At 61.3% G+C, this 21863-nt stretch carries 19 protein-coding genes and 1 pseudogene; 9 read left to right on the plus strand and 11 right to left on the minus strand.

Annotated elements, in window-relative coordinates; translation table 11 throughout:
• Window position 1: 1 nt before the first annotated feature.
• The 6 genes from AEQ63_RS16580 to dksA form a co-directional block, all read right to left on the minus strand.
• A complete protein-coding gene (locus AEQ63_RS16580; RefSeq protein WP_042610467.1) occupies window positions 2-1402 on the minus strand; it encodes a polynucleotide adenylyltransferase PcnB in 1401 nt (466 codons plus the stop codon).
• Window positions 1403-2135: 733 nt separating this feature from the next.
• Entirely contained in the window at window positions 2136-3572 is a 1437-nt protein-coding gene (locus tag AEQ63_RS16585) for a sigma-54-dependent transcriptional regulator (RefSeq protein WP_042610466.1), read from the minus strand.
• A 22-nt stretch (window positions 3573-3594) separates the two neighbouring features.
• Window positions 3595-6549 (minus strand): sensor histidine kinase, encoded by a 2955-nt coding sequence (locus AEQ63_RS16590; protein ID WP_161806084.1) that lies wholly within the window; start codon window positions 6547-6549, stop codon window positions 3595-3597.
• Window positions 6533-6709, minus strand: coding sequence for a hypothetical protein (locus AEQ63_RS28215; RefSeq protein ID WP_003176118.1), 177 nt, complete (start codon window positions 6707-6709; stop codon window positions 6533-6535). The genes AEQ63_RS16590 and AEQ63_RS28215 overlap by 17 nt, the downstream gene beginning before the upstream one ends.
• Window positions 6710-6786: 77 nt before the next feature.
• Window positions 6787-7683 carry a tRNA glutamyl-Q(34) synthetase GluQRS gene (gene gluQRS, locus AEQ63_RS16600; protein WP_064364134.1) on the minus strand — a complete coding sequence of 299 codons (897 nt, stop codon included), beginning with the start codon at window positions 7681-7683 and terminating at the stop codon, window positions 6787-6789.
• 218 nt (window positions 7684-7901) lie between these two features.
• Window positions 7902-8345 carry an RNA polymerase-binding protein DksA gene (gene dksA, locus AEQ63_RS16605; RefSeq protein ID WP_042610464.1) on the minus strand — a complete coding sequence of 148 codons (444 nt, stop codon included), beginning with the start codon at window positions 8343-8345 and terminating at the stop codon, window positions 7902-7904.
• 333 nt (window positions 8346-8678) lie between these two features.
• On the opposite strand from dksA, the gene AEQ63_RS16610 reads away from it, so the two are divergent.
• Window positions 8679-9848 (plus strand): pyridoxal phosphate-dependent aminotransferase, encoded by a 1170-nt coding sequence (locus tag AEQ63_RS16610; protein ID WP_064364135.1) that lies wholly within the window; start codon window positions 8679-8681, stop codon window positions 9846-9848.
• Window positions 9848-10561, plus strand: a complete 714-nt coding sequence (gene sfsA / locus AEQ63_RS16615; protein ID WP_042610462.1) for a DNA/RNA nuclease SfsA — start codon at window positions 9848-9850, stop codon at window positions 10559-10561. Before AEQ63_RS16610 ends, sfsA begins: the two co-directional genes overlap by 1 nt.
• Here the strand turns inward: sfsA and AEQ63_RS16620 are convergent.
• Window positions 10558-10875, minus strand: a complete 318-nt coding sequence (locus AEQ63_RS16620) for a Rieske (2Fe-2S) protein (protein WP_064364136.1) — start codon at window positions 10873-10875, stop codon at window positions 10558-10560. The two genes, sfsA and AEQ63_RS16620, sit on opposite strands and share 4 nt — an antisense overlap.
• A gap of 164 nt (window positions 10876-11039) precedes the next feature.
• On the opposite strand from AEQ63_RS16620, the gene AEQ63_RS16625 reads away from it, so the two are divergent.
• From AEQ63_RS16625 to AEQ63_RS16640, 4 genes are read left to right on the plus strand one after another with little or no spacing between them, the layout of a single operon-like run.
• Window positions 11040-11912, plus strand: coding sequence for a heme/hemin ABC transporter substrate-binding protein (locus tag AEQ63_RS16625; RefSeq protein WP_064364137.1), 873 nt, complete (start codon window positions 11040-11042; stop codon window positions 11910-11912).
• 50 nt (window positions 11913-11962) lie between these two features.
• Entirely contained in the window at window positions 11963-12946 is a 984-nt protein-coding gene (locus AEQ63_RS16630; RefSeq protein WP_172667936.1) for a FecCD family ABC transporter permease, read from the plus strand.
• On the plus strand, window positions 12946-13713 hold the full coding sequence (locus AEQ63_RS16635) for a heme ABC transporter ATP-binding protein (protein ID WP_064364138.1): 768 nt from the start codon (window positions 12946-12948) through the stop codon (window positions 13711-13713). Before AEQ63_RS16630 ends, AEQ63_RS16635 begins: the two co-directional genes overlap by 1 nt.
• Before the next feature lie 19 nt (window positions 13714-13732).
• A complete protein-coding gene (locus AEQ63_RS16640) occupies window positions 13733-14581 on the plus strand; it encodes a ChaN family lipoprotein (RefSeq protein WP_064364139.1) in 849 nt (282 codons plus the stop codon).
• Window positions 14582-14815: 234 nt separating this feature from the next.
• Here AEQ63_RS16640 and AEQ63_RS16645 read toward each other — a convergent pair whose 3' ends face one another.
• The 4 genes from AEQ63_RS16645 to AEQ63_RS16660 form a co-directional block, all read right to left on the minus strand.
• A complete protein-coding gene (locus tag AEQ63_RS16645; RefSeq protein WP_064364140.1) occupies window positions 14816-15610 on the minus strand; it encodes a Crp/Fnr family transcriptional regulator in 795 nt (264 codons plus the stop codon).
• Between the two features lie 15 nt (window positions 15611-15625).
• On the minus strand, window positions 15626-15898 hold the full coding sequence (locus AEQ63_RS16650) for a TfoX/Sxy family protein (protein WP_016773175.1): 273 nt from the start codon (window positions 15896-15898) through the stop codon (window positions 15626-15628).
• 288 nt (window positions 15899-16186) lie between these two features.
• Window positions 16187-16531: a pentapeptide repeat-containing protein gene (locus tag AEQ63_RS16655; protein ID WP_064364141.1), complete on the minus strand. Its 345-nt coding sequence runs from the start codon at window positions 16529-16531 to the stop codon at window positions 16187-16189.
• Between the two features lie 91 nt (window positions 16532-16622).
• On the minus strand, window positions 16623-18179 hold the full coding sequence (locus AEQ63_RS16660; protein WP_064364142.1) for a bifunctional aminoglycoside phosphotransferase/ATP-binding protein: 1557 nt from the start codon (window positions 18177-18179) through the stop codon (window positions 16623-16625).
• Window positions 18180-18295: 116 nt separating this feature from the next.
• Between AEQ63_RS16660 and mrcB the strand changes: the two genes are divergently transcribed.
• The 3 genes and pseudogenes from mrcB to AEQ63_RS16675 all read left to right on the plus strand — a co-directional run bounded on the left by mrcB (window position 18296) and on the right by AEQ63_RS16675 (window position 21721).
• Window positions 18296-20620, plus strand: a complete 2325-nt coding sequence (mrcB, locus tag AEQ63_RS16665; protein WP_064364143.1) for a penicillin-binding protein 1B — start codon at window positions 18296-18298, stop codon at window positions 20618-20620.
• 16 nt (window positions 20621-20636) lie between these two features.
• A pseudogene (locus AEQ63_RS16670) lies at window positions 20637-21386 on the plus strand (tetratricopeptide repeat protein).
• A complete protein-coding gene (locus AEQ63_RS16675) occupies window positions 21386-21721 on the plus strand; it encodes a YqcC family protein (RefSeq protein ID WP_064364144.1) in 336 nt (111 codons plus the stop codon). Before AEQ63_RS16670 ends, AEQ63_RS16675 begins: the two are co-directional and overlap by 1 nt.
• Window positions 21722-21863 lie beyond the last annotated feature (142 nt).

A 21863-nucleotide genomic window follows, 5' to 3' on the forward strand; every position in this document is an offset into this window, starting at 1 on the left:
CTTACTCGCCCGTCGCGCTCGAAGCCCCGGCGCGCTTGCGCTTGGAACCGCCGCTGCGGCGGCGCTTGCGCGGTGCGCCACTGGCATCGTCACCCTTGCCGCTGAGGTCGCGGATCATGTCGCGGCGCTCGCTGTCGTTGGCGTCCTGATAATCGGTCCACCATTCGCCGAGGCCGTCGGTCTCCTCACCGGCGCTTTCACGCAGCAGGAGGAAATCGTAACCGGCGCGGAAGCGCGGGTTGTCCAGCAACAGATCGGCACGTTTGCCGCTGCGCCGTGGCAGGCGTTCCTGCATGTCCCAGATTTCGCGGATCGGCATGGTGAAGCGCTTCGGAATCGCGATGCGCTGGCACTGTTCGGCAATCAGCTCGTGAGCGGCTTCCTGCATCGCCGGAATCGGCGGCATGCCACGTTCCTGCAGACGCAACACGCGGGCCGGCAGTGCCGGCCAGAGCAGGGCGGCAAACAAGAACGCCGGGGTCACCGGTTTGTTCTGCTTGATGCGCAGGTCGGTGTTGCTCAGCGCTTCGCTGATCAGCGTGTGGGTGTATTCCGGATTGTATTCCAGCGCCTCGGCGCTGGCCGGGAACAGCGGGGCGAACAGTTGCAGATCGACCAGCATTTCAAAGGTGATCGCGCCGTGGCCGGAGAGGAACAGCTTGAGCACTTCTTCGAACAGCCGCGCCGAGGGAATCTCGCGCAGCATCGGTGCCAGTTCGCGGATCGGCTGCACGGTGTGCTTCTCTATGCCGAAATTGAGCTTGGCGGCGAAACGCACGGCCCGCAGCATGCGCACCGGATCTTCCTGATAGCGTTGCTTGGGATCGCCGATCAGACGGATCAGGTGATTGCGGATGTCGTGTACACCGTTGGCGTAGTCGAGGATGCGCTCGCTGACCGGATCGTAATACAGGGCGTTGATGGTGAAGTCGCGGCGTTGCGCGTCTTCTTCCAGAGTGCCGTAGACGTTGTCGCGCAGAATCCGCCCGCTCTCGTTGCGCGAAGACTGATTGCTGTCTTCGTCGTCTTCGTTGACCGGGTGATTGGCGCGGAAGGTCGCGACTTCAATGATTTCGCGACCGAAGTGGATGTGCACCAGTTTGAACCGGCGACCGATGATCCGCGCATTGCGGAATTCGGCGCGGACCTGCTCGGGGGTGGCGCTGGTGGCGACGTCGAAATCCTTGGGCGTGATGCCCAGCAGCATGTCACGCACGCAACCGCCGACCAGATAAGCCTGGTAACCGGCACCTTGCAGGCGTTCGACGATGTTCACCGCATAGCGGCTGAACTGCGTTTTCTGCAGCGAATGTTGGCCACTGTTGAGCACTTCAGGGGTGCTGCGGATGTGTTGCGTACGACGCACGGGAGTTCGGAATGACTGGAACAGCTTCTTCAGCATGGGATGCACTGTTTGAAGGAATGTTCGGCCATACCAAAAGAATGACCGCATGATGGGCGCAGATTCTAGCATTTAGTCGGGGGATGGTGTAGGAGACAGCAGATTCGGGCTGAAAGCCGCAAGCTGCAAGGGCCGAGCGAGGAAAATGGGGGGATTTTACCAAGGGGAGAAACTACAAGGGGAGCCGAAGCTCCCCAAGAAGTAGTTGCGTGCTCTTTTTATTATTGATTCGGGCTTCTTGTTTTTGTTGAGTGCCCTCGCCACGAAGTGTTTCCTTCGTGACCCTCCCAATCGGGAGCCAAGAGCAAACGGATTGCTTTGGTCGCTGAATTGCAGTGATCTCTCGATCCAACCAGTACAGGCTCTGTCTTAGGACAGTTTTTGTTGTTCTCGGCCTGGTCGTGGGGCAAGCCCCAAATACAACGCCTCTCCAAAAGAATCAGTTAGCTGCGCCTCTCGCCGTCTTGTTTTTATTGTACGTGAGTCGATTCGTCTTATTTTTATTGTCTTGTGCATTGCTTGTTATTGTTCTTGTACCAAACATATAGCAGGGTGCGTGCCAACTTTTGCCAAACCCCGCAAAACAAGGGGTTAGGTCGATATAACCGTTTTGCAGGGGCGAAAAAAAGCCGGGGTTTCGTTACCGATAACCCCGGCTTCTGTTACGTGAATCGACTGCGGTAACAGTTTTTTCACATTGTCATGCGTTACCCGCACACGCGGTGGGTAACGCTCAGCTCTCGCTGGCGACCCCGGTCTTGCGCCGTGGAATGCCCAGACGCTGGCGGCGTTCCCACAGGCATTTGCGGCTGACGCCCAGTTTGCGCGCCAGTTCGGTCTCGGTCATGTGGTCCTGATGCTCGAGGACGAAGTGCTGGAAATAGTCTTCCAGCGACAGATCCTCGGTCGGCTCATGGCTGCTGTTGCTAGCGTTACCGCCGGTTTGCGGCGGCAGACCGATGAACTCGTCGTCTTCCAGATCGCTCAGCTCGATGTCGATGCCAAGCAGGTCGGCCGAGATCTCCGGGCTTTCGCTGAGAATCACCGCGCGCTCGACGGCGTTCTCCAGCTCGCGCACGTTGCCCGGCCAGGAATAGTGCCGGATCGCCTGTTCGGCATCGGCGGCAAATTTCAGGTCGGTGCGATTGATCCGTGCGCTCTGGCGAGCGAGGAAGGCATTGGCGATTTCGTTGACGTCGGCGCCACGCTCGCGCAGCGGCGGCAGCTTGAGGGCAATCACGTGCAGACGGTAATAAAGGTCTTCACGGAACTGGCCGATTTTCGCCAGGCTCTTGAGATCGCGGTGGGTTGCAGCGATCAGGCGCACATCGACTTTCTGCGACTGCACCGAACCGACCCGGCGAATTTCGCCTTCCTGCAAGACCCGCAGCAGGCGAGCCTGGGCTTCCAGTGGCAGTTCGCCGATCTCATCGAGGAACAAGGTACCGCCGTCCGCCGCTTCGACCAGACCGGCGCGGCCGGCGCTGGCACCGGTGAACGCGCCTTTCTCATGCCCGAACAGTTCGGACTCGATCAGGCTTTCCGGAATCGCCGCGCAGTTCACCGAGATCATCGGCGCCTTGGCGCGTTTCGACAGATTGTGCAGGGCGCGGGCCACGAGCTCCTTGCCGGTGCCGGACTCGCCCTGGATCAGGACGTTGGAATCGGTTGGCGCGACCTTGCGGATCTTGCTGTACAGGTCCTGCATCGGGGGGCACGAACCGATGATGCCGATTTCCCCGTTGCTGTTATCCACCGAGGCTTTGCCGTTGCCAGTGGCAGGCTTGCTCGCCGTGGCTTCGCCGACGGCGGGCGCTGATTGGCGATCACGCAGGATCCGCGCAACCGCCTGGAGCATTTCATCGTGGTCGAACGGTTTGGCGATGTAATCGACCGCGCCCATTTTCATCGAGTCGACCGCCGAGCGCAGACTGGCGTAACTGGTCATGATCAGCACCGGCGTGCCCTGGCCGAGCTTGATCAGCTCGGTGCCCGGGGCGCCCGGCAGGCGCAGGTCGCTGACGATCAGATCGAACGTAGGAATGGTGAAGCGTTCTTGTGCTTCCTGCACTGATCCGGCTTCGCTGACCTGGTACTGGTTGCGTTCCAGCAGGCGGCGCAAGGCGGAGCGGATAATGGTTTCGTCTTCGACGATCAAAATGTGCGGCATTGATTCGATACTCTCGACGGTCTCAGTTCACAGCGGACGTCGCTTCGACATGACGCGGTAAGGTCACCCGGATACGGGTGCCGCGCTGGCTTTGTACATCAGCCGGGCTGTCGATGGTGATTTGTCCATAATGCTCTTCAACGATGGAATAGACCAGTGCAAGGCCCAGACCGGTGCCTTCACCCGGATCCTTGGTGGTGAAGAAAGGTTCGAACAATCGGTCCATGATGCTCGACGGAATACCACTGCCTTCGTCTTCGACGATCAGATCGACCGTGTGTTCGCCGGCTTCACTCTTGACCCGTACGGCACTGTGCGGCGGCGAGGCGTCACGGGCGTTCGAGAGCAGATTGATCAGTACCTGGGCAAGCCGCTGCGGGTCGCCTTCGACCCAATGGTCGGGATCGCACAGGTTGTAGAACTGCACTTCGAAATTGCGCCGGTTCAGCGCCAGCAGGCCGATGGCATCCTGCGCGACTTCCGCCAGACACACCGGTTCGTCACTGTGCTGATGGCTGCCGGCATGGGCGAAACTCATCAGCGACTGGACGATGCGCGAGACGCGTTTGGTCTGCTCGAGAATCTGCCCGCTGATTTCCGTCAGCTCGCCGTCGTCTTCGCGCTCTTCACGCAGGTTTTGCGCCAGACAGGCAATGCCGGTGATCGGGTTGCCGATTTCATGCGCCACACCCGCCGCGAGTCGACCGATGCTGGCCAGACGTTCGGAGTGCACCAGTTTGTCTTCGAGCATCTGCGTTTCGGTCAAATCCTCGACGAGTAACACCAGGCCACTGTTGCCCGGTGCCAACGGCTCGTCGATCGCCGCTTTGTGCAGGTTCAGCCAGCGGGTCTGGCCATCGAGGGCCAGATGCTGTTTGTGCAAATGCTCGTCGGGCAGATTGATGAAGCCTTGCAGCAACTCTTTCCACGGGTTGGCGATGGTGCTCAGGCGCGAACCGACCACCCGCTGCGCAGCGATGCCGGTCAGCTCTTCCATGGCCTTGTTCCACATCAGGATCTCCTGATCCTTGGCCAGCGAGCAGACGCCCATCGGCAGCTCCTGCAAGGTCTGCCGGTGGTAGCGGCGCAGGGCGTCGAGTTCGGCCGCCAGGCCGGTAAGGCGCGAGTGGTAATCCTCGAGGCGGCTTTCGATGAAGTGAATGTCTTCGGTGACGTAGTTTTCGCCGCCGGCCTTATAGGGCAGGAAGGTTTCCACCATATCCTGCGCGACGCTCGGGCCCATCAGGCCGGACAGGTTGGCCTCGATGCGGTCGCGCAAACGGCGCAAAGCGTAAGGGCGGCGTTCGTCGAAGGGCAGATACAGATCGCGCAGCGCTTGCTCGACTTCTTTCTGCGCCGCCTTGGCGCCCAGCGGTTTGGCCAGTTGCGTGGCGAATTCCTGCGGCGAGGCGGCGTGCAGTTCGCGGCGTTGCGGGCGGCGCACGTTGTCCACGGCGCAGGCTTCGGCCGCGCTGGCTTCTTCCGGGCTCGCGTTGGTGAACAGCGAGATCAGTGTGAACATCAACACGTTGGCGGCGAGCGAGGCGATGGCTGCCATGTGCCAGCTGGTGTCGTCGAGCACGTAGATCATGTTCAGCAGCGGAATGTAGAAACCCTGCAGATTGCCGACCAGCGGCAGCAACATGGTCACCACCCAGACCGTGATCCCCGCCAGCAGACCGGCAATGAAGCCGCGGCGGTTAGCGGTCGGCCAGTACAGCACCGACAACACCCCGGGCAAGAATTGCAGGGTAGCCACGAATGCGACGATGCCGAGGTTGGCCAGATCCTGTTCGACGCCGAGCATCAGGTAGAAACCGAAACCGGCCATGATGATGGCGACGATCAGCGCCCGGCGGGTCCACTTCAGCCAGCGGTAGATATTGCCCTCCGCAGGAGGTTGATAGAGCGGCAGCACCAGATGGTTCAGCGCCATGCCCGACAAGGCCAGGGTGGTGACGATGATCAGGCCACTGGCGGCGGACAGACCACCGACATAGGCAAGCAAGGCCAGCGGTTTGCTGTTGGCGGCAATGCCGATGCCGAGGGTGAAATATTCCGGGTCGGTGGTGGCGCCCAGTTTCAGGCCGGCCCAGAGAATCAGCGGCACGGCGAGGCTCATCAGCAGCAGAAACAGCGGCAGGCCCCAACTGGCACTGACCAGCGAGCGCGGATTGAGGTTCTCGGTAAATGTCATGTGATACATGTGCGGCATCACGATCGCCGAGGCGAAGAACACCAACAGCAGCGTGCGCCACGGGCCTTCCTGCAACGGCGTGTGCAGGGCAGCGAGGGCGGTCTGGTTCTGCAGCAGCCACAGTTCAAGCTGTTGCGGGCCGTCGAACACGCCATACAGCGCATACAGGCCAACGCCGCCGAGGGCGATGAGTTTGATGATCGACTCAAAGGCAATCGCGAACACCAGCCCTTCGTGTTTCTCGCGGGTGGCGATATGCCGGGAACCGAAGAAAATCGTGAACAGAATGATCAGCGCACAGAACGCCAGCGCCACGCGGCTTTGCACGCGTTCGCCGGTGAGAATGCCGATCGAGTCGGCCACTGCCTGAATCTGCAGGGCCAGCAGCGGCAGCACGCCGATCAGCATGAAGATCGTGGTCAGCGCGCCGGCCCAGGTGCTGCGAAAGCGGAAGGCGAACAGGTCGGCCAGCGATGACAGTTGGTAGGTGCGGGTGATTTTCAGGATCGGATAAAGCAGCACCGGCGCCAGCAGAAACGCGCCGGACACGCCGAGATAGCTGGACAGAAAGCCGTAACCGTACTGATAGGCCAGACCCACCGTGCCATAGAACGCCCAGGCACTGGCGTAAACCCCAAGCGACAGGGTGTAGGTCAGCGGGTGGCGAATGATCGCGCGCGGGATCATGCCCCGTTCGCTGACCCAGGCCACGCCGAACAGTGCCGCGAGGTACGCGGCGCTGATCAGGATCATCTGGGTCAGGCTAAAGCTCATCGGCATCTTTTTGGCTCTGCAGGATGAAGGTCACGACAATCAGGATCAGCCAGAGCAGATAAGGGCGATACCAGGCGCCCGTCGCGTCGATCCACCAATCCATGATGGCGGGGGAGAACAGGTAGATCCCGACGACCAGAAGCAGGACCAAGCGATAGATGTACATCCCGGCCTCTCTTTGTTATGCGCGTACCCGAAAACGTGCGGCGATGGTAACGGATGGGCGCGCGACTGCAAGTGTCGTCATTGCAGTTGCGCTTCGGGCAGGGTCAGTGTGCGCGGGATCCTGTCGGCATCCCAGTGCGCGCTGCCCCAGACAAGCAGTTCGCGCGGCGACGCGTGGGCCAGCTCAGTGCCGGGGTTCTGCCCCAATGCACGCAAGGCTCGCAGCAGTAACGGCGTGGCTTGATCGGCTTCAAGCGGTGGCGAGCGGTAGGACTTGCCGAGTTTGTTGCCGTCCGGCTGAGTGATCAATGGCAGGTGCAGATAGCGCGGCTGTTTCAGGCCGAGCAGTTCTTGCAGGTACAACTGGCGCGGCGTCGAATCGAGCAGATCGGCGCCGCGCACGATATCGGTGATGCCCTGCCAGGCGTCATCGAGCACCACCGCGAGTTGATAGGCATAGAGACCGTCTCGACGACGGATGACGAAGTCGCCAACGTCGCGGCCCAGGTGCTGACGGTATTCGCCCTGTACGCGGTCAATAAAGTGGTATTCCAGCTCCGGCACGCGCAGGCGGATCGCCGCGTCGTGCTGAGCATGCCCGGCGTTGCGACAGAACCCAGGATAAATGCCGTGGTAGGGCTCCAGCTGTTTGCGCGAGCAGGTGCAGGCGTACGCCAGACCGTGATTGAACAGGCTGTCGAGCACCTCGGCGTAGGCCGCGTGCCGATCGCTCTGGCGGACCATTTCGCCGTCCCATTCGAAACCGTAACTTTCCAGCGCCTTGAGAATCGCCGCTTGCGCACCGGGCTCTTCCCGCGGCGGATCGAGATCTTCCATGCGCACCAGCCAGCGCCCACCGACCGAGCGGGCGTCGAGGTAGGACGCCAACGCAGCGACCAGCGAGCCGAAGTGCAGGTGGCCACTGGGGGTGGGGGCGAAGCGGCCGATGTAGGCGGGGGACGTTTTGGCGGTCATGGAAACGAAACTACTTTTCAGGCTATACGCAGGTCAACCTGTAGGAGTGAGCCTGCTCGCGATAGCGGTGTGACATTCAACCAAGATATTGACCTGACCCATCGCTATCGCGAGCAGGCTCACTCCTACAAAAAGCAACGGCAGAGGCAAAAGGCAGAAACAAAAGGCACAAACAAAAACGGAGCGTTCGCACGCTCCGTTTTTCGTTCAGGTCGAGATTACTTGCCGACCTGCTTTTCCTTGATTTCCGCCAGGGTCTTGCAGTCGATGCACAGATCGGCGGTCGGACGGGCTTCGAGGCGCTTGACGCCGATCTCGATGCCGCAGGACTCGCACCAGCCATACTCTTCGTCTTCGATCAGTTGCAGCGTCTTGTCGATTTTCTTGATCAGCTTGCGCTCACGATCGCGGGCGCGCAGTTCGAGGGCGAACTCTTCTTCCTGGCTGGCACGGTCGGCCGGGTCAGGGAAGTTGGCCGCTTCGTCTTTCATGTGATCAACCGTACGGTCGACTTCCTGCATCAAGTCCAGTTTCCACTTGTTCAGGATCTTGGTGAAGTGCGCGCGCATCGGAGCGCCCATGTACTCTTCACCCGCCTTCGAAACGTAAGGTTCGAAGCCGCTGATCGTCGCTTGCTGCTGTTGCTTTGCTTGGGTGGACATGAAATAGACCGCCTCTACTCTTGTAATCCATTGCGCAGGATTGCTCCATCACCGACACCTGCCGGCCCTGCGGCTGCAAGCGGGCGAACTTACCAGATCAAATCAGCCTGCGCTACTCCCGGATGTCGAGCCCCCGGCGGGTGGCGCTTGCAGATGTTTGGCAAGCCGTGTCTGTGGGAATGGAGACCTGTTCAATCACTGATTTTAGTCAATCCTGGAGCGTACGTTCAGATCGTTACAGTCCAGCGTTCTTGAGGCTGTGACCTTCACGGGTTCTCGCTCGTTCCGGCAGACAGGTAGAATCGTCTCTTTTTTCCTGTCGAAGGCAATCCAATGGCCACCTACAGTGCGCGCAGTCGTGCGATCGAACCGTTCCATGTGATGGCGCTGCTGGCGCGTGCCAATGAATTGCAGGCTGAAGGCCACGACGTGATCCATCTGGAAATCGGCGAGCCGGACTTCACCACCGCCGAGCCGATCATTCGCGCCGGCCAAGCTGCGTTGACCGCGGGCAAGACCCGTTACACCGCCGCCCGTGGCATTCCCGAGCTGCGCGAGGCGATTGCCGGGTTTTACCAGTCGCGATACGGCCTGAACATCGACCCGCGGCGCATTCTGATCACGCCGGGCGGCTCTGGCGCGCTGCTGCTGGCCAGTGCCTTGTTGGTCGATCCGGGTAAACACTGGCTGCTGGCAGACCCGGGCTACCCGTGCAACCGGCATTTCCTGCGGCTGGTCGAAGGCGCGGCGCAACTGGTGCCGGTCGGGCCGGAGGTGCGTTATCAACTGACCCCGGATCTGGTGGAGCGGCACTGGGACCACGACAGCGTCGGCGCCTTGGTCGCTTCGCCGGCCAATCCGACCGGGACTCTGCTCACCCGCGATGAGCTGGCCGGGTTATCCACAGCGATCAAGGCCAGACACGGGCATCTGGTGGTGGACGAGATCTACCATGGCCTGACCTACGGCACCGATGCGGCCAGTGTGCTGGAAGTCGATGACAGCGCTTTTGTCCTCAACAGTTTCTCCAAGTATTTCGGCATGACCGGATGGCGCCTGGGCTGGCTGGTGGCGCCGGAGGCGGCGGTCGGTGAACTGGAAAAACTTGCGCAGAACCTCTACATCAGCGCGCCGAGCATGGCGCAGTACGCGGCGCTGGCGTGTTTCGAACCGGCGACGATCGCGATTCTCGAAGAGCGCCGCGCCGAATTCGCCCGCCGTCGCGATTTCCTCCTGCCAGCGCTGCGCGAGCTCGGCTTCAACATTGCCGTTGAGCCGGAGGGCGCGTTCTATCTGTACGCCGATATCAGCCGTTTCGGCGGCGATGCCTTCGCGTTCTGCCGGCATTTCCTCGAAACCGAGCATGTGGCCTTCACGCCCGGGCTGGATTTCGGTCGTTATCAGGCCGGCCATCACGTGCGCTTCGCCTACACCCAAAACCTCACACGCTTGCAGGAAGCCGTGGAGCGCATCGCGCGCGGTTTGAAGAGCTGGCAAGGCTGATGCGCTTTTATCCTGCTCTGGAAGAAGCGCGGCTGATTCGTCGCTACAAGCGTTTTCTCGCCGATATCGAGACCGTTAACGGCGAGTTGCTGACCATTCACTGCCCGAATACCGGTTCGATGCTCAACTGCCAGGTGGAGGGCGGGCAGGTCTGGTTCAGTCGCTCCAACGACCCCAAACGCAAATTGCCCGGGACCTGGGAAATCGGTGAGACCCCGCAGGGCCGGCTGTTTTGCGTCAACACCGGGCGCGCCAACGGTTTGGTCGAAGAGGCCTTGCAGGCCGGCGTGATCAGCGAATTGAATGGCTTTACCGCGTTAAAGCGTGAAGTCGCCTATGGCCAGGAAAAAAGCCGCATCGACTTCCGCCTCGAATACCCCAGCGGCCCGGCGTACGTCGAAGTGAAAAGCGTCACGTTGGGCTTCGACGGTACGGCTGTGGCGGCGTTTCCGGATGCGGTGACCCAGCGCGGCGCCAAGCATCTGCGTGAGCTGGCGCATCTGGCGCGCGACGGCATTCGGGCGGTGCAGTTGTACTGTGTAAACCTCACCGGCATCGATGCCGTGCGCCCGGCCGAGGAGATCGATTGGGCTTACGCCGAGGCGCTGCGTGAGGCGGTCGCCTGCGGTGTCGAGGTGCTGGCCTACGGCGTGCGCCTCGACCATGAAGAGATGGTCATCGACCGTCGACTCGACGTCTTGCTCAACGGTTAAACATCGACCCACACGCCTTGTGTATCTTCCCGGCATTCAATCGCCGTCAGTGATTGCCCGGCGCACGGGCCGGCAACGCATTCGCCGTCCTCGATCAGAAACAGTGCGCCGTGGGTGGCGCACTGGATCAGGCTGTTGCTGGGGTCGAGAAACCGGTCGGGCTGCCATTCCAGGCCGACGCCCCGGTGCGGGCAGCGATTGAGATAGACGTAGGCCTGTCCACCGCGACGCACGGCGAACAGCTTTTTGCCGTCGATTTCGAAACCGCGACTGCCGGCTTCGGCCAGATCACTGCCGGCGCAGAGAAACTTCATGGCTATCCTCTAGTGTCCGCTCGTGTCTGGATATGTCCGAGCTTGACGTTCAAATGCAAACAATTATCAAATGGCGGCCTTCTCCCAAAGGGAGTCTGGCTGTTGTCGAGGATACTTGGCTCGCTGCGCCGATGCCCGGGAAACCTTGTTCAAGGAAGCTGTATATGCGCCTGAAAACCCGCGTTGCCATGCTGTGCGTCGGCCTTTTTCTCAGCCATCAGACGATCGCGGCGGATTTACCGCAACGCTGGGTCAGCGCCGGCGGGGCACTGTCGGAATGGGTCAGCGCGTTGGGCGGCGAGTCGAAGCTGGTCGGGGTCGACACCACCAGTCAGCATCCGCAATCGTTGCAAACGCTGCCGAGCATTGGTTATCAGCGCAGCCTGTCGGCGGAAGGCATCTTGAGCCTGCGCCCGGACATTCTCATCGGCACTGAAGAGATGGGGCCGCCACCGGTTCTGGCGCAAGTCAAAGCGGCCAAGGTGAAAGTCGAGTTGTTCTCGGCGCAGCCGGATCTGCCGACGCTGGAAAAGAATGTCACTCATCTCGGGCAGTTGCTCGGTGCGCAAGCGAAGGCGGCGCAGTTGCTGCAGACTTATCAACAGCAACTTCAGGCGCAGGCTGCCCGCGTTGCCCGAGTGCAGACCACACAGAAAGCCCCAGGCGTCCTGCTATTGCTCGGGCACGCCGGTGGCAAGCCGTTGATCGCCGGCAAGGACACCGCCGCCGATTGGCTGCTGCAGCAGGCCGGCGGGCACAACCTTGCAACGCATACCGGCTACAAACCGTTTTCCGTGGAATCCCTCGCCAGCCTCGATCCGCAAGTGCTGGTGTTCGCCGACCGTGCGCTGAGCGGTGAGGCGGCTAAAGCTGCGTTGTTCAAGGAAAACCCGATTCTCAATTCCAGCCGTGCGGCCAAGGCCGGACGCGTGATGGAGCTGGACCCGACGCTGCTGGTGGGTGGGCTTGGGCCGCGTCTGCCGGCCGCTTTGCAAACCCTGACTGACGGTTTCTACCCGGCCAAGGACGGCCAATGACCACACTGGTCAAACCCCGTGGCTTGTTTATCGGCCTGACATTGCTGTGTCTGCTGGCGATCTGGCTGTCGCTGGCGCTGGGGCCGGTGAGCCTGCCGCTGGTGGACACCTTGCGCGCCGCGTTGCGTCTGATTGGCGTGCCGTTGGCGCCGGAAGGGCTGGAGCAGGCCGAGCTGATTCTCGGCCAGATTCGCCTGCCGCGAACCTTGCTCGGGTTGGCGGTCGGCGGCGTGCTGGCGCTGTCCGGGGTAGCGATGCAGGGTTTGTTTCGCAACCCGCTGGCCGATCCGGGGTTGGTCGGGGTGTCCAGTGGCGCGGCACTCGGCGCGGCGATTGCGATTGTCGGCGGCTCGTTCTTCGGCGGCCTGCCGGAGTGGTTCGGCCCTTACCTGTTATCGGTGTGCGCGTTTCTCGGCGGGCTCGGGGTCACGGCGCTGGTCTATCGGCTGGGCCGGCGCAACGGTCAGACTCACGTTGCAACAATGTTACTGGCGGGTATCGCGCTTACGGCGCTGGCCGGTTCGGCGGTGGGACTGTTCACTTATCTGGCCGATGACGCCACGCTGCGCACCCTGACATTCTGGAACCTGGGCAGCCTCAACGGCGCCAGCTATGCGCGGCTATGGCCTTTGCTGATCATTACCATCGGCGTGGCGGTATGGCTGCCGCGTCGGGCCAAGGCATTGAATGCCTTGTTGCTGGGTGAGTCCGAGGCCGGGCATCTGGGCATCGATGTCGAACGGCTCAAGCGCGAACTGGTGTTCTGCACCGCGCTGGGTGTCGGCGCGGCGGTGGCGGCGGCAGGCATGATCGGCTTCGTCGGGCTGGTCGTGCCGCATCTGGTGCGCCTGCTGGCCGGTCCCGATCATAAGGTGCTGCTGCCAGCCTCGGTCCTGGCGGGTGCGAGCCTGTTGTTGCTTGCCGATCTGGTGGCGCGCCTGGCGCTGGCGCCGGCGGAGTTGCCGATCGGCATTGTTACCGCGTTTATCGGCGCGCCGTTCTTTCTTTATCTGCTGTTGCGAGGGCGTGCCTGATGTTGTCTGCGCACAATCTGCACGTCCGCCGTGGCCGCAAAGCAGTGCTCAGTGGGGTCACGCTGCAACTCGAACCCGGTGAAGTGCTTGGCGTGCTGGGGCCGAACGGCGCCGGCAAAAGCACATTACTCGGTGCCCTGTGCGGAGAATTGCTCGCCAGTGACGGCAACGTTTCGCTCGACGAGCAGGCGTTGAGTCACTGGAGCGGCACGCAGCGGGCACAACGACTGGCGGTGCCGCCGCCGGTTTCGACACTGGACTTTGCCTTCGCCGTTGAAGAGGTCGTCGGCATGGGCCGTTTGCCCTACCTGACCGGGCGCAGGCGTGATGACGAAATTGTCGCGGCGGCGCTGGCCGCTGCCGATGCCGGGCACCTGAGCGGGCGCAGTTATCTGGCATTGTCCGGTGGCGAGCGTCAGCGTGTGCATCTGGCGCGGGTGCTGGCGCAACTCTGGCCAGGGCAGGTCGGGCAAACCTTGTTGCTCGACGAACCGACCTCGATGCTCGATCCGCTGCATCAGCACATTACCCTGCAAGCGGTACGCGAGTTTGCCAAGCGTGGCGCGGCGGTGCTGGTGATCCTGCATGATCTGAATCTGGCGGCGCGCTATTGTGACCGGGGGTTGTTGCTGGAAGAGGGGCGTTCGGTCGCGCTGGACACTCCGCAGCAGGTGCTGCGCCCGGATACGCTAAAAGCGGTGTTCGGCCTGGAGGTTTTGGTGCAACCGCACCCGGAGCGTGGGCATCCGCTGATCATCGCCCGCTGATCAATCATCGAGGTGTCGCATGCGTGGATTGTGGTTGTGGGCGCTGGTGTTGCTGGCAGGCTGTCAGCACGTGGTGGCTCCGCCGGTGAGCGGTGAAATCCGCGATCTGCGCAGCGGCGAGATGCTCACCGCGCAGCAACTCCTGACCCGCCTCGCTGAACCTGAGCGCCTGATCATGGGTGAGCAGCACGACAATGCCGATCACCATGCCGCACAGTTATGGCTGTTGCAGTCGCTCGGCGGGGAACGTGCGCAAGGCAGCCTGCTGCTGGAAATGCTCACGCCGAATCAACAAGCGAAAGTCGATGCGCTGCGCCAGTCGAAATCTGTTCCGGCAGATCTTCCTGCTGCGTTGGCCTGGCAGGATGGCTGGGACTGGAATCTTTACGGGCCTATCGTGCGCTTCGCCCTGACGCAGCCCTATCCGCTGCTGGCGGCTAATCTCGACGACAGCGACATCCGTGCGTTTTATCGAAATCCACCTGCTCTCGACGGCCGACGCAGTAATGCGCCGGCGGTGAAAAACACCCTGCTTGGACAAGTCAGTGAATCTCACTGCGGCTTGTTGCCCGAATCACAGATGCCGGCGATGTTGGCGATTCAGCAACAGCGTGATCGACGTATGGCCGAGGGAATGCTGACGGCACCGACCCCTTCGATCCTGCTGGCCGGCGCCTGGCATGCGCGCAAGGATGTTGGCGTGCCGCTGCATTTGCTGGATCTCGGCGCTGGCAAGCCACCGATCGTATTGATGCTCGCCGAGCAGGGCGATGCGGTCACGGCAGCGATGGCCGACTATGTCTGGTACACGCCGGCGACGCCGAAGCCCGATTACTGCGAGCAGATGCGCCAGCAATTCGGCAAATGACTTTTCTGCGGGCAAAAAAAAAGACCCGGTAAAAACCGGGTCAAATAACCGTGATTAGCCTGATGAGGAGATAATCTGAGAGTCCGAACCAAGGGCTTTTCAGAATATCGACTGATCTCGCGACCAGTTGTGATAATCATAGCGATTCTCATTACCGCGTCAACCGCTGTTTTTGCAAATCTGTAATTAAGTTTTTCGAGCGGCCGTGAGGCTCCATAAACAAAGGGCTTCGCGCTAGGTGCGATGCGTCGTCAATTGAGTGATCTGTCGATTCAATTGGCCGATCCGTCGAGCCATCCCTTCGATCAGGCTGTGAGCGATCTTCGGATTGCTGCGGGTCATGCTCAAAAATTGATCACCGGGAATCAGCATCACTGTGCTTGGTTCGCGCGTCACCACCGTGGCATTGCGCGGCTCGCCAGTGAACAACGCCATGGCGCCGAAAATCTCGTCCTTGGGCACCTCGCCGACCTTGTGTCCGTCGACGAAAGCCTCGGCGTGCCCGTCGATGATCACGAAGACATGATCCGCTGCATCGCCCTGGTGAATCAGCACGGCGCCGGCTTCAACGCGTTTGAAGCCGTTGGTGCTGCGAAACTCGCGCGGTTTCAGCTCCGCCACCGCGTGGGCGAGCAGCGCCATTTGCCCGAGCAGATAGCTCAGCAGCTGCTCCGCTCGATCAGGGTCGGCATACAAATGCTGCAGCACTTCAGCGCGCCGATAAGGCAGCAGCCGCACAGTCCCTTCGCTGCGCAAGCGGCAGTCGCTCCATTGCTCGCCACGTTGCAGACCGAGCAGATCACCTTCCTGCCAGTAGAACAGCGCACGGCCGGCGATGCAGCCATGTACCACGCCCTCGCTCAGCAGAAACAACTGGTCGCCAGCCACCTGTGCAAACAGGTCATCTGTTGCCTGCAGCTCAATAACCGGCGCGCATGGCGAAAGCTCCTGCAGCCATTGCCCGGGAAGATTCTGTAAACGATTGATCAGTGCGTCGGCGGGCGCCGATGGTTCCCCCAGCAAATACATGGCGTCAGCGCCTGCTCAGTTTTTGTGGCGCGCAGAAATGGCTTCGAGCTGCTTGTTCAAGGCGTCCTTGCGCTCGGCGGGAATGTCGTTCCAGTGCACGTCCATCAACGCGCCCTCGATCGCATACAGCAACACCTTCGACGCGCGAAACCCGCGGGTGCGCACGGCGCGATAGGCATCCACCGCACCGAGGCGACGCAAGTCCGAGGCGCTGTGGATGCCCACGGCATGCAGCCATTGCGCCGATGTCTTGCCAAGATTTTTCAGGTGTTGCAGTTCATCATTCATCAAGCCTCCTTGCGACGGCCGAATGGTGCGTGGGCAAGCTTCTCAGGAGTGTAGCCATCAGTAGGAAAAGCGTGGTTGTTTGGTCGGATTCGACGCAAAAGCTTCTAAGAAAGGCGGGTGAAAGACCTGCGAATGCAGGAGGAGGGGAGTAATGCATACAACTGTAGGAGTGAGCCTGCTCGCGATGGCGGTGTAGCAGCCGACATCCATTTTGAATGTCAGTCAGCTATCGCGAGCAGGCCCACTCCTACATGGAGAGGATGTTGTGTCAGGGGCTGCCGATGAATATCAGCGAGTGCGATACCGCAACCGCGTGCCGAAATTCATCGACATCAGGATCTCGTCAGCACTCAGCTCCGGCGGAAAGTACGCCCCGGAAATCTGCGCATGGGCCAGGCTGGCGCCTTCGAGCGAAGCCTTGCGAAAGTCGATGCCGCGCAGATCGGCGGAGCGGAAGTACGCATCGCGGAAATCTACGTTATCGGCGTTCAGTTCACGCAGGTCCAGACCACGGAAGTCGCCGCCGACCATGTCGATCAGGCCATCCTGTGGACGTTCGTTGTTGAAGCCTGCGACATCATCTTTGTGCAGCAGGGCGTAAAGCGGAGTGTCGAGCAGTTTCGGCTGGCTCATGTCAGATCACCTGTTGGTTTTATGACGCCAGTATAGTGCCACTATTTGACGGCCGTGAAGCGAGCGAGGGCTTCACGGCCGAAATAGTTTTTTACAGACCTGGCAGGCGCTGACGGATCTGCGCGACCACGGTGTCCAGCGTCCCGGATTCATTGGTCTGCACGCGTTTGCTGCGCAGGATTTCTTCCGGCGTCAGCGCTTCGCGGTTGGCCTGCTGCGCTTCGATGACTGCGAGGGTGGCGTCGGACGGATCCTTTTTATCGGCCTGACGCACCGCCAGCCAGCTTTCGATCACGGCTTGCGGGGCGTTGCAGTCGAGGATCAGGAAGGGCGTGCCGGTGGCTTCGGCAATCTTCGCTGCGTTGTCGCGCTGCTCACGCTTGAGATAGGTCGCGTCAATCACTACCGGGAAACCGGCGTGCAAGATGACCTCGGCGATCTCATGCAGGCGCGCGTAAGTCGCGGCGCTGGCGTCGGCGCTGTAAATGCCTGCCTGCACATCGTTGGCAACGGTCTGCTCACCGAACAGGCGCTTGCGCTCGACATCCGAACGCAGGCGAATCGCGCCCAGCGCTTCCACCAGGCGCATGGCCACGTGGCTTTTACCGACTGCGGAAACACCATGGGTGATGGCCATGAAGCGCGAAGGAATGGTGCTGTAGCTTTCTGCCAGGTTGGCGTAGTTGCGGTACTGGCGCAGGGTGGTGGCGCGCTGCACGGCAGTCGCATCCGCGGGCATGCTGAACAGCGCCACTTTGGCGCGCACTAGAGCGCGGTAGGCTTTATAGAAGTTCAGCACTTCCAGGCCCTGATAGTCACCGGTCAGTTCCAGGTATTGGCTGATCAGGCGACGCGCCAGCGATTTCAAGCCGCGGTCTTCCAGGTCCATCGCGAGGAAGCCGGTATCGGCCCAGACGTCAGTGAAACGGAATGGCTCGTTGAATTCGATGCAGTCGAAGATCACCACATTGTCGTCGATGACTGTGGCGTTGCCCAAGTGAATATCACCGTGGCATTCGCGGGTGAAACCTTGCGCCTTACGCTGGGCGAACAACGGCTTGAGGCGTTCGAAGCTGCTTTCGGCCCAGGCTTTCAGTGCTTCAAGTTGCAGCAGGTCGTTCTTGTCGCTGAGGAATGGCAAGATCTGCTCGAAGTTTTGCGCGACCGGCGCCATCACGCTGTCCGGCGTGCCGGCGTCGTGTTCGGCCGGGACTTTCGGGGCATTGAGATGGAAATGGGCAATCTGCTCAGCCAGGGCATCGATGTGCTGAGTGGTCAGTTCGCCATTGGCTTGCAGCGTGCTGAGCAACCCGCTCTGCGGGAACTGGCGCATTTTCAGCACATATTCGATGGCCGGGCCGTCGCCACCGAGTTGCGGGGCTTCGATGCTGCCGGTGACTGGCAACACGTCCAGATACAAATCAGCGGTCAGACGCTGGTTGAGGCGCAGCTCTTCCGCGCAGAAATGTGCGCGTGCGTCGAGGCTGGTGAAGTCGAGAAAGCCGAAATTCACCGGTTTCTTCACTTTATAGGCAAAGGGGCCGGTGAGAATCACCCACGAGATGTGGGTTTCGATGACCTGAAATCCTTCGACGGGATGCGGGTAGAGGGCCGGGTTTTGCAGGGCAGCGATCAGGGACTGGCTCACGGGCGATCCTTCAGAGGCGGGGGAATTCGAGGCGGCCATTATGGCTGCTTGCCCGCCTGACGCAAACCTCCGCGCGTGCCTGTTGAGGATCGATAAAGTGCGTATAATCCGCCGCCATGACTCGATCCCGATCCCCCCGTACCAAGAAAAAACCACCAGCCAAGGGCCTCAGCCCATGGTTGAGCTGGGCCATTAAACTCAGTCTGGTCGGCCTTGTGGTGCTGGCCGGCTTCGCCGTTTACCTCGATGCCGTGGTGCAGGAGAAATTCTCCGGCAAGCGCTGGACCATCCCGGCCAAGGTGTATGCGCGCCCGCTCGAGCTGTTCGTCGGACAGAAGCTCAGCAAGGACGATTTCCTCACCGAACTCGATGCCCTCGGCTATCGCCGCGAAGCCGTGAGCAATGGCCCCGGTGCCGCCGCCGTCAGCGGCAATACGGTCGACCTGAACACCCGTGGCTTCCAGTTTTATGAGGGGCTGGAGAAACCGCAGCCGGTGCGCGTGCGTTTCTCCGGCGATTACGTCGCCGAGCTGTCCGCGACCAACGGTTCGAAGCTGTCGGTGGTGCGCCTCGAACCGCTGATGATCGGCGGCATTTACCCGAAAAATCTTGAAGACCGCATCCTGATCAAGCTCGATCAGGTGCCGCCGTACCTGCTGGAAACCCTGATCGCCGTGGAAGACCGCGATTTCTATAGCCATTGGGGCGTGTCGCCGAAATCGATCGCGCGCGCGGTGTGGATCAACACCTCCGGCGGCAAGATGACCCAGGGCGGCAGTACGCTGACGCAGCAGTTGGTGAAGAACTTCTACCTGACCAGCGAACGCAGCCTGACCCGCAAGCTCACCGAAGCGATGATGGCGTTGCTGCTCGAACTGCATTACAACAAGCAGGAAATCCTTGAGGCCTACCTCAACGAAGTCTTTGTCGGCCAGGACGGTCAGCGGGCGGTGCACGGTTTCGGTCTGGCCAGCCAGTTCTTCTTCGGCCAGCCATTGTCCGAGCTGAAACTGCATCAGGTCGCGTTGCTGGTCGGCATGGTCAAGGGGCCGTCCTACTACAACCCGCGGCGTAACCCGGAGCGTGCGCTGGAGCGGCGTAATCTGGTCCTCGATGTGCTGGCGCAGCAAGGCGTGGCAACTGCCGAACAGGTCGAAGCAGCGAAGAAAATGCCATTGGGTGTAACCACCCGCGGCAAGCTCGCCGACAGCTCGTTCCCGGGCTTCATCGACTTGGTCAAACGTCAGTTGCGCGAAGACTATCGCGACGAGGACTTGACCGAAGAAGGCCTGCGCATCTTCACCAGTTTCGATCCGATCCTGCAGATGAAAGCCGAAGCTTCGGTCAACGACACGTTCAAACGTCTGGCCGGGCGCAAGGGCTCCGATGACGTCGAGGCGGCGATGGTCGTGACCAACCCGGAAACCGGTGAAGTCCAGGCAATGATCGGCAGCCGTCAGGCCAGTTACGCCGGTTTCAACCGCGCACTCGATGCGGTACGTCCGATCGGCTCGCTGATCAAACCGGCGGTGTACCTCACCGCGCTGGAGAAACCGAGCCAGTACACGCTGACCAGTTGGCTGTCGGACGATCCGTTGTCGGTCAAAGGCGCCAACGGTCAGGTGTGGAAGCCGCAAAACTACGATCGCCGCTCCCACGGCACGGTGTTCCTCTATCAGGGTCTGGCGCATTCCTACAACCTCTCGACTTCGCGTCTGGGCCTGGAAGTCGGCGTGCCGAACGTGCTCAAGACCCTCGGTCGCCTGGGCGTCACCCGTGAATTCCCGGCGTTCCCGTCGATGCTGCTCGGTGCCGGCGGCATGACGCCGATCGAAGTGGCGACCATGTATCAGACGCTGGCCAACGGTGGTTTCAACACGCCGATGCGCGGTATTCGCAGCGTGCTGACCGCCGAGGGCGAGCCGCTCAAGCGTTATCCGTTCCAGATCGAACAGCGTTTCGATCCGGCTTCCATCTACCTGATCCAGAACGCCATGCAGCGGGTGATGCGTGAAGGTACCGGCAGTTCGGTTTATAACGTGCTGCCCAAGACCCTGACGCTGGCGGGCAAGACCGGTACCAGTAACGATTCGCGCGACAGCTGGTTTGCCGGTTTCAGTCAGGATCTGCTGGCGGTGGTCTGGCTCGGTCGCGATGACAATGGCAAGACGCCGTTCACCGGTGCCACCGGTGCGCTGCAGGTCTGGACCAGTTTCATGCGCAAGGCCGATCCGCTGCCGCTGGACATGCCGCAGCCGGACAACGTCGTGCAGGCCTGGGTCGATTCGCGCACCGGCCAGGGTTCCGATGCCAACTGCCCCGGCGCGGTGCAGATGCCGTATATTCGCGGCAGCGAGCCGCCACCCGGCGCCGCGTGTGCAAGCGAAACACCTGCCTCGCCGGAGTCGGTGATGGACTGGGTCAAGGGCTGGATGAATTAAGCAAAGAGGGTTTCAAGTGAACAAGTGGTTGATTCCAGCGGTGACCGCCGTGGCTTTGCTCAGCGGCTGCTCCACCGTACAGCGTGGTTCGATTCCCGTGGTGGATTCGGGCACAGCCGTGTCCAATAGTGAACGCATCGGCGCCAATGGCGGTTTCCGCCAGACCACGGTCAAGCGCCCGGCGCAGGGCCAGACTCAGGCGATTCCGCAGGGCGATACCGGCGTGGTGGTGATGGTGCCGGGCGGCGGTGCGGCGGTGTCGACACCGATCAGCTCTTCGCCGATCGTCCCGGGCCCGGCATCCGGCGGCATCACGTCGGGGCCATACAACCCATCGGCGGTTTAATCGGCGCCGGTCAACTCCGGCCGCTACAGCATGCCATCGACGCCGAGTGGCATTCCTTCGGCCAGCAGTGGCGGTGGCCTGTCGGCGGATGAGCAACTGGACGGCCCGGTACTCGCCTTGCTGACCACCGCGCAACAGCAGCAGGCCGGCGGCGACCTCAACGGTGCTTCTTCCAGCCTGGAGCGGGCGCAGCGTGTTGCCCCGCGTGAGCCACAAGTGCTCTACCGTTTGGCGCAAGTGCGCATGGCCCAGGGCGATGCGCCGCAAGCCGAGCAATTTGCCCGTCGTGCGCTGACCATGGCCAACGGTCGTCCGGATCTGCAAGCCAGCCTGTGGGACATCATCGCTCAGGCACGTGAGAAACAAGGCGATTCCGCCGGCGCCGCGCTGGCCCGTCAGAAGGCCAAGGTTTCCCTGTGATGGACGCGCGCTTCCCGAAAATCGCCGATCATCTGTTGCTGATCGAGCGAGAACTGCGCGCTTTGGGCTGGTGGGATGAGGTCGAGCCGTCGGCCGAGGCCCTGAGCAGTGTCGAGCCGTTTTCGGTCGACACGCTGGACTTCGAGCAATGGCTGCAATGGATCTTCCTGCCGCGCATGAAGATGATCCTCGAACAGGACCTGCCGCTGCCGAACGCCTCGGGCATTCAGGAAATGGCGGAAATGGTCTTCGCCCAGCGCAACCTTGGCGGCAAGGATCGTCAGTTGCAGGTGCTGCTCAAAGAGTTCGACCTGCTGATCACCGCTTCGCGCTGAATACGGTTGTGCAGGAGCTGCCGAAGGCTGCGATCTTTTGATCTTGCTTATGCAAAAACAGGATCAAGAGATCGCAGCCTCGTTCCACTCGTCAGCTCCTACACAGCTCCTACACAGCTCTGACACAGATCCGGTAGAGTGC

Source organism: Pseudomonas sp. RIT-PI-o (genome assembly GCF_001297215.1).
GTDB lineage: Bacteria > Pseudomonadota > Gammaproteobacteria > Pseudomonadales > Pseudomonadaceae > Aquipseudomonas > Aquipseudomonas moraviensis_A.

What these genes read in the sequence shown, in the direction of transcription:
- AEQ63_RS16580 (WP_042610467.1), bottom strand. Translation starts at nt 1,402, where the DNA reads ATGCTGAAGAAGCTGTTCCAGTCATTCCGAACTCCCGTGCGTCGTACG.
- AEQ63_RS16585 (WP_042610466.1), bottom strand. Translation starts at nt 3,572, where the DNA reads ATGCCGCACATTTTGATCGTCGAAGACGAAACCATTATCCGCTCCGCC.
- AEQ63_RS16590 (WP_161806084.1), bottom strand. Translation starts at nt 6,549, where the DNA reads ATGCCGATGAGCTTTAGCCTGACCCAGATGATCCTGATCAGCGCCGCG.
- AEQ63_RS28215 (WP_003176118.1), bottom strand. Translation starts at nt 6,709, where the DNA reads ATGTACATCTATCGCTTGGTCCTGCTTCTGGTCGTCGGGATCTACCTG.
- gluQRS (WP_064364134.1), bottom strand. Translation starts at nt 7,683, where the DNA reads ATGACCGCCAAAACGTCCCCCGCCTACATCGGCCGCTTCGCCCCCACC.
- dksA (WP_042610464.1), bottom strand. Translation starts at nt 8,345, where the DNA reads ATGTCCACCCAAGCAAAGCAACAGCAGCAAGCGACGATCAGCGGCTTC.
- AEQ63_RS16610 (WP_064364135.1), top strand. Translation starts at nt 8,679, where the DNA reads ATGGCCACCTACAGTGCGCGCAGTCGTGCGATCGAACCGTTCCATGTG.
- sfsA (WP_042610462.1), top strand. Translation starts at nt 9,848, where the DNA reads ATGCGCTTTTATCCTGCTCTGGAAGAAGCGCGGCTGATTCGTCGCTAC.
- AEQ63_RS16620 (WP_064364136.1), bottom strand. Translation starts at nt 10,875, where the DNA reads ATGAAGTTTCTCTGCGCCGGCAGTGATCTGGCCGAAGCCGGCAGTCGC.
- AEQ63_RS16625 (WP_064364137.1), top strand. Translation starts at nt 11,040, where the DNA reads ATGCGCCTGAAAACCCGCGTTGCCATGCTGTGCGTCGGCCTTTTTCTC.
- AEQ63_RS16635 (WP_064364138.1), top strand. Translation starts at nt 12,946, where the DNA reads ATGTTGTCTGCGCACAATCTGCACGTCCGCCGTGGCCGCAAAGCAGTG.
- AEQ63_RS16640 (WP_064364139.1), top strand. Translation starts at nt 13,733, where the DNA reads ATGCGTGGATTGTGGTTGTGGGCGCTGGTGTTGCTGGCAGGCTGTCAG.
- AEQ63_RS16645 (WP_064364140.1), bottom strand. Translation starts at nt 15,610, where the DNA reads ATGTATTTGCTGGGGGAACCATCGGCGCCCGCCGACGCACTGATCAAT.
- AEQ63_RS16650 (WP_016773175.1), bottom strand. Translation starts at nt 15,898, where the DNA reads ATGAATGATGAACTGCAACACCTGAAAAATCTTGGCAAGACATCGGCG.
- AEQ63_RS16655 (WP_064364141.1), bottom strand. Translation starts at nt 16,531, where the DNA reads ATGAGCCAGCCGAAACTGCTCGACACTCCGCTTTACGCCCTGCTGCAC.
- mrcB (WP_064364143.1), top strand. Translation starts at nt 18,296, where the DNA reads ATGACTCGATCCCGATCCCCCCGTACCAAGAAAAAACCACCAGCCAAG.
- AEQ63_RS16675 (WP_064364144.1), top strand. Translation starts at nt 21,386, where the DNA reads ATGGACGCGCGCTTCCCGAAAATCGCCGATCATCTGTTGCTGATCGAG.